Annotated in this window: 6 protein-coding genes; 5 read left to right on the forward strand and 1 reads right to left on the reverse strand. The window is 66.0% G+C overall.

The genetic code is table 11. The features are described from left to right. Together VJ655_RS02955 and coaD are read left to right on the forward strand one after the other, a co-directional pair. Nucleotides 1–705: DNA gyrase C-terminal beta-propeller domain-containing protein (locus VJ655_RS02955; RefSeq protein ID WP_324098082.1), on the forward strand; the 705-nt coding region annotated here is incomplete at its 5' end. Between the two features lie 27 nt (nt 706–732). Next, a complete protein-coding gene (gene coaD / locus VJ655_RS02960; protein ID WP_324098084.1) occupies nt 733–1,227 on the forward strand; it encodes a pantetheine-phosphate adenylyltransferase in 495 nt (164 codons plus the stop codon). Here coaD and VJ655_RS02965 read toward each other — a convergent pair. Continuing rightward, entirely contained in the window at nt 1,224–1,667 is a 444-nt protein-coding gene (locus VJ655_RS02965; RefSeq protein ID WP_324098086.1) for a GNAT family N-acetyltransferase, read from the reverse strand. The genes coaD and VJ655_RS02965 overlap by 4 nt on opposite strands. Before the next feature lie 156 nt (nt 1,668–1,823). Here VJ655_RS02965 and VJ655_RS02970 point away from each other — a divergent pair, with 156 nt between their 5' ends. From VJ655_RS02970 to VJ655_RS02980, 3 genes are all read left to right on the forward strand, one after another. Continuing rightward, nucleotides 1,824–2,666: a peptidylprolyl isomerase gene (locus VJ655_RS02970; RefSeq protein ID WP_324098088.1), complete on the forward strand. Its 843-nt coding sequence runs from the start codon at nt 1,824–1,826 to the stop codon at nt 2,664–2,666. A 1-nt stretch (nt 2,667) separates the two neighbouring features. Continuing rightward, complete coding sequence (locus tag VJ655_RS02975; protein ID WP_324098090.1) at nt 2,668–3,510, forward strand: peptidylprolyl isomerase; 843 nt, start codon at nt 2,668–2,670, stop codon at nt 3,508–3,510. Nucleotides 3,511–3,602: 92 nt separating this feature from the next. Next, nucleotides 3,603–4,033: peptidylprolyl isomerase (locus VJ655_RS02980; RefSeq protein ID WP_324098092.1), on the forward strand; the 431-nt coding region annotated here is incomplete at its 3' end.

Consider the following 4,033-nt stretch of genomic DNA (forward strand, 5'->3'; position numbering starts at 1 on the left):
ATCGTCGGCGTGGCCGTGTGCAACGCCGACCAGGACGTGCTGCTGACCACGGCCGCCGGCCGTTGCATCCGCTTCTCGGTCGACGAGGTGCGGGTGTTCGCCAGCCGTGACTCCACCGGCGTGCGCGGCGTGAAGCTGGCCGAGGGCGACGAGGTCATCTCGATGGCCGTGCTGCGCAGCGTCGACGCCACGCCGGCCGAGCGCGCCGCCTATCTCAAGCATCAGCGCGCCATGCTGCGCGCCGCCGGCGAGGAGGGCGAGGACGCACCCGCCGCGGTCGAGGAGGGCGAAGAGGACGGCGACGAGACCACCCTGACGCCGGAACGCATCGCCGAACTGGGCGCAGCCGAGGAAATCCTGCTGACCGTGTCGTCGGAAGGCTTCGGCAAGCGCACCAGCGCCTATGACTTCCGTCGCACCGGGCGGGGCGGCCAGGGTCTCGCGGCGCAGGATCTCAGCAAGCGAGGCGGTCGTCTGGTGGGGTCGTTCCCCATCGAGGAGAGCGATCAAATCCTGCTGGTGACCGACCAGGGCCAGCTCATCCGGGTGCCCGTCTCGCAAATTCGTGTTGCAGCGCGGAATACTCAAGGCGTAACCATCTTCCGCACGGCGCAGGACGAGCACGTCGTCAGCGTCGAGCGCCTCGCCGATTCCGGCGGGGACGACAACCAGGGCGAGGACAGCGGGGCGGAAGAGACCCCGTAACCCTCGATCTTCAACGTAGGGGGTTGCATGCGGGTTGGGCTTTATCCGGGGACCTTTGACCCGGTCACCAACGGTCACCTCGACATCATCGGGCGCGCCGTGAAGCTGGTGGACAAGCTGGTGATCGGCGTGGCGGTGAACACAGGCAAGGGGCCGCTGTTTTCCCTGGAGGAACGGGTCGCCATCCTGCAGCGCGAAACGGCGCACCTGACCAAGATCGCCGAGATCGAGGTGCGGCCGTTCCAAAGCCTGCTGATGCACTTCGCCCGCGATGTGAACGCCCAGATGATCGTGCGCGGCCTGCGAGCCGTGGCCGACTTCGAATACGAATTCCAGATGACGGCGATGAACCAGCAGTTGGATCGCGAGATCGAGACCGTCTTTCTGATGGCCGACCCGCGCCACCAGGCGATCGCCTCGCGGCTGGTCAAGGAGATCGCCAGTCTCGGCGGGGACATCTCCAAGTTCGTCCCGGCCGGAGTGGCCGAGCAACTGGTGGCGAAGGTGAGGAAGGGCGACTAGCCGCGTCGCCAGACATAGGTCATGTCGGGCATCTTCTCTTCGTTCCGCTGACCATCGGTCAACTCCTCGATCGCAAACCCGTGACGCTCGTAGAGAGCCCGGGCTCGGGTGTTGGACTGGAAGGTGTAGAGCCTGAGTTCAGCCTGTTCCTGCTGGGCCAAGATTACCAGGGCGCTGCCAATCCCGCGTCCATGGAAATCCGGATCGACGTACAGATGGTCGATCCAGCCCGGCAGCAAGGCCACATGTCCACGCAAACGGTCGTCCTCGAAAGCGCCCCACACGGAGCCGTTGGGCATCACGTGGTCACGATAGAAGACCTTGAACTCCTCGGCCGAGTGCAGGGTGGTGTCGTAGCCCGGAATAAGCGCGCCGGCTCTGCGGTGGAGTTCAGCTGCGGCGGCGCCTTCATGGCCCAGCAGGCGTCGTATCGTGATCATTGCTCATGGTTAGGCCGACCGGGGCGGACCGCCAAGGATACGGACGACCACGCCCGCCGTTATCCGGCCGAAATCCTGCGCTTCAACATGGCCGCACTTGTCGGGGAGGCCGTGGCGTTCTACGCCGACCTCGACCTATTCTGTTCGGGGTAATCGATGAAGTTCGCCATGACCGCCGCCGCGCTGGCGCTAGCCGCCGCTGCGACCTCTTTTGGGGCGGCCTCGGCCCAGGCCGTTCCAGCGAGCTCGGACTGGCGTACGCCCGATCCGAACAATGTAGTGGTGGTGGAGACCAACAAGGGCCTGATCATCGCCGAGCTCTACCCCCAGGTGGCGCCAAACCATGTCGAGCGCGTGCGTGGGCTGGTGAAGAGCGGCTTCTACGACGGCCTGACGTTCTTCCGCGTGATCGGCGACTTCATGGCCCAGACGGGCGATCCGCAGAACACCGGCATCGGCGGTTCCGACCAGCCGAATCTCACGGCGGAGTTCACCTTCCGTCGGGGCGGTGACCTGCCCCTGGGCGCGGGCTTTAAGCATGGGAGCAACGAGCAAGGCTGGGTCGCCAACTTGCCCGTGACGAGCCAGAACTCGGCGCTGGCGGTAATGACCGCCGACCGCAAGGTCGCCAGCTGGGGCAACTTCTGTCCGGGCGTCCTGGGCATGGCTCGCGCTGGCGATCCGGACAGCGCCAACAGCCAGTTCTTCTTCATGCGCCAGGCCAACGCCTCGCTGGACAAGACCTACACCGCCTTTGGCCGGGTGTTGCAGGGCGTCGATGTCGTGCGCAACATCAAGACGGGCGAGCCCGTGCCCGATCCGCAGGACAAGATGCTGAGCGTGAAGCTGCTGGCCGACTTGCCCGCCGACAAGCGCCCCGCGGTACAGGTGATGGACACGCGTTCGGCCGCGTTCAAGGCCTTGGTCGCCAAGCGGCAGGCCGAGATGGGCGGAAGCTTCACCAACTGCGACGTCGACGTTCCCGTACAGGTGAAATGAGATGATCCGCTCGCGCGCGCTCCTGTCCGGCTTGCTTTTGGCGGCGGTTTCCGCTCCGGCCATGGCCGCCTCTGTCGCCGGCCCGTCGGAGCGCGACTGGCGCGCGCCGGCCCCCGAGACGATCATGGTGATCGACACCAACAAGGGGCGGGTGCTGGTCGAACTGGTTCCCGAGGTCGCGCCGGCCCACGTGGCGCGCCTGCAGGAGCTGACGCGAGCCGGGGTCTATGACGGCCGCACCTTCTTCCGCGTGATCGACCGCTTCATGGCCCAGACCGGCGACCCGACCAACACCGGCGAAGGCGCGAGCGACAAGCCCAACCTGAAGGCCGAGTTCACCTTCCGTCGAGCGGCCGACACCGCCTTCGTTCCCATGGCGGCGCCCGCCGGGTTGGAGGTGGGCTACCTCAAGTCGCTTCCGATTGTCAGCCAGGCCTGGAGCTGGAGCGACATGACCGCCGACAAGAAGGTCTCGGCCTGGGGGACCTATTGCCCGGGCGTGGTCGGCATGGCGCGCGACGAGGACAACAACTCGGCCAATAGCCAGTTCTTCCTGATGCGACAGCCCTATCCCTCGCTGGACAAGCGCTACACGGCGTTCGGCCGAGTGGTCGCCGGCCTGGACGTCGTGCGCGCCATCAAGACCGGCGAGCCCGTCCCGGCGCCGCAGGATCAGATGCTGAAGGTCAGGCTGCTGTCGGATATTCCCGAGAGCGAGCGCCCGAAGGTGCGGCTGATCGATCCAAAGGGGCCTTGGTTCGCCGCCGAGACCAAGCGTCTGCGGGCCTTGAAGGGGGCTGACTTTTCGGTCTGCGATATCGACCCTCCGGTTGAGCTGCGCTGAACCAATTCCCGTTTTCGGGCTCTAGTCGGTTCACAGGCGGGCTTAATCCACGCTAGAAGCGCGGTCACACACTCTCCATCCAAGGGAAGACCATGTCGGCCGACCTCGAAAACACCCTGATCCTGACCCTCGAAACCGGTCCGGTCACGATCAAGCTGCGGCCCGACCTGGCCCCCGGACACGTCGAGCGGATCAAGGAGCTTGTGCGCGAGGGCTTCTACGACGGCGTCGTCTTCCACCGCGTGATCCCGGGTTTCATGGCCCAGGGCGGCGATCCGTCGGGCACCGGTCGTGGCGGTTCGGACAAGCCGGACATCAAGGCCGAGTTCAGCAAGGAGCCGCACGTGCGCGGCGTCTGCTCGATGGCCCGCACGCCCGACCCGAACTCGGCCAACAGCCAGTTCTTCATCGTGTTCGACGACGCCACCTTCCTGGACGGCCAGTACACCGTCTGGGGCCAGGTGACCGAAGGCATGGATCATGTAGACGCCCTGCCCAAGGGCGAGCCGCCCAAGGAGCCGGG

Origin of the sequence: Caulobacter sp. (assembly GCF_035254145.1) — a bacterium.
Lineage (GTDB): Bacteria > Pseudomonadota > Alphaproteobacteria > Caulobacterales > Caulobacteraceae > Caulobacter.

Excerpts from the sequence above, each read along its gene's own strand:
- coaD (WP_324098084.1), top strand. The coding sequence starts at position 733 with ATGCGGGTTGGGCTTTATCCGGGGACCTTTGACCCGGTCACCAACGGT.
- VJ655_RS02965 (WP_324098086.1), bottom strand. The coding sequence starts at position 1,667 with ATGATCACGATACGACGCCTGCTGGGCCATGAAGGCGCCGCCGCAGCT.
- VJ655_RS02970 (WP_324098088.1), top strand. The coding sequence starts at position 1,824 with ATGAAGTTCGCCATGACCGCCGCCGCGCTGGCGCTAGCCGCCGCTGCG.
- VJ655_RS02975 (WP_324098090.1), top strand. The coding sequence starts at position 2,668 with ATGATCCGCTCGCGCGCGCTCCTGTCCGGCTTGCTTTTGGCGGCGGTT.